The organism is Pedobacter caeni (assembly GCF_900129215.1).
Classification (GTDB): Bacteria; Bacteroidota; Bacteroidia; order Sphingobacteriales; family Sphingobacteriaceae; genus Pedobacter; species Pedobacter caeni.
In genome coordinates, this window is record NZ_FQUQ01000021.1 from 1 (window position 1) to 2237 (window position 2237).

Here is a 2237-nt window from a genome sequence, read left to right on the forward strand (position 1 = left end):
TTGGTGGTTACATTCTCTGAAGTTACCGGAGGGTTACCACTTTCTGAAGGAGTAGCTACCGAAGTATTGATCAATTGCCCCACATATCCAGGATCAATCGTTCCTTTAATCGTGATGGTCACCTCGTTTCCTGCACCTGCAGGGATATCAGCGGTAAGGCTGACATTGTTATTATTGGTTCCTGTTCCGCCGGCAGTGATGTTCGCTGTTCCGGTTTGTGCAGAAGTCCAGCTTACATTTTTGATATTTGACGGCACCACATCGGTAATTACTGCGGCAACCGCATTACTAGGTCCGGCATTGGCCACAATCACAGTATAGGTAATCTCAGATCCTGATACTGCATTCGAAGGTCCCATCTTACGCACCGACAGTCCCGATTTCGAAATGATTTTGGTCACTACCGAACTGCTGTTGTTCGACATATTAAAGTCGGTCTTACCAGCAGGTAAGGTAATGTTAGCTGTATTGGTGATGTTTTTACCCGCAGTTGCTGCATCTACTGTACCCTTCACATTGATCAGGATATAGTTGCCTGCACCTGCCGCAATATTTGCAGTGGTTGTAATGGTATTGGTGGTTCCATCTGTAGCTCCGGTAAGTGAAGCGCTACCAACAAGGGTACTGCTCCAGCTTACATTTTTGATATCTGCAGGGATGTTATCTGCAATGGTCAAACCTGTAATATTTACAGGTCCGTCATTACCAATTTTTAACTGGTAGGTGATCGCAGATCCCGCAGTGATCTCCTGTGGACCACTTTTCTCTACATAAACATCAGTAGATTGGTTTACTGCAGTCGTTACAGAACTTTCTTCTACACCGTTTGCTGTTACCTTTACGGTATTGGTAAAACTTGCTTCAGCAGTAGTTTTCACGGTTCCCTGAATTCTGATCAGAATAAGTCCGTTTGGTCCCGTCGGGATATCTCCGGAGGTCAGAATTGAATTTCCTGTACCATTGATTGGTACCACACCACCTCCAACAGTTGCCCCACCCGATGGGGTAGCCGTCCAGCTCGTTACTGCTACTGAATTCGGAACAATGTCTTCAATTGTGGCATTGGTGATGTTACTGATTCCTCCGTTTTTAACTTCTATGGTATAATCTATTCTATCTCCGATATCAATGGTAGCAGGTCCGCTTTTCGAAACCAGAATATCTGTCTGAAGTCCTACTTTGGTTGGCACTGAACTGGTGTTTGAAGAAGGATCCGGGTCCGTAATCGGACTTCCGGGAGGGAAATTCGCCGTTGCCGTATTGATGATCTCCGTAAGGTTTGGCGTGCCAGGGTCTACAGTTGCCGAAATGACTACATTCACTTCTGCACCTGCAGAAATATCCGCAGTAAGGTTTACATTTCCACTTCCGGTTCCAGTGCTTACCGAAGCTCCTGCACTGGCAGTTGCCGTCCAGGTTGCACCCGTAATTTGGGATTTCAGCGCATCTGCTATGACTACTCCAATGGCTTTACTTGGACCATCATTAACAATTCTGAGGCTATAGGTAATTGGCGCACCTGCAATAATATTTGCAGGACCAGATTTGATGATTCTCACATTGGCTACACGGCTAACAGTAGTCGTTACCGTACTTGTGGCCGGTGTAGGATCAGTAGTACCTGCCGGTGGTGTTGCAGTAGCGGTATTTACTAATGATGTGCCGGTAAAATCAGCCGCTACTGTTCCCGATACATTGATGGTCACTGAGCCTGTACCTGCAGGAAGATCAGCCAGAACAGCAATCGTATTGGTTGTTCCTGAAGATGTACCATTTACAGCAGCTCCATTCTGAGCAGTTGCAACCCAGTTACTCACCACGATATCCGAAGGCACAATATCCGAAATGCTCAGGTTAGCAGCATTGGAAGGGCCTGCATTATTTACGGTAATGGTATAGGTTATCGCACGACCAGCAATTACCGTTGACGGCCCTGTTTTCAGAATCTGAAGATCTGCTTTTTTACTGATCAAAGTAGTTGTGGTATTAGAAGTTACTGCTGGATTACCAGGTTCTGAAGGGGTCACATTAAAGGTGTTCACCAATTGTGTTCCCGCAAAAGATGGATCCACTTTACCGGTTACCGTTACCAGAATCACATTGCCTGCACCAGCAGGAACATTCGCCCTTAAGCTCAATGCGAGTCCGCTACCTGTACCTCCGGAAACCACTGATGCAGTTCCGGTTGCATTGGTGCTCCAGTTTGCATTGATGATACCCGCTGGCAACTGATCTGT

General features: G+C 46.4%; 1 protein-coding gene. It reads right to left on the reverse strand.

The window, feature by feature from the left end:
* Window positions 1-2237, reverse strand: a 2237-nt coding sequence (locus BUC20_RS33505; protein WP_143166995.1) for a beta strand repeat-containing protein, incomplete at both ends; no start/stop codon positions are given.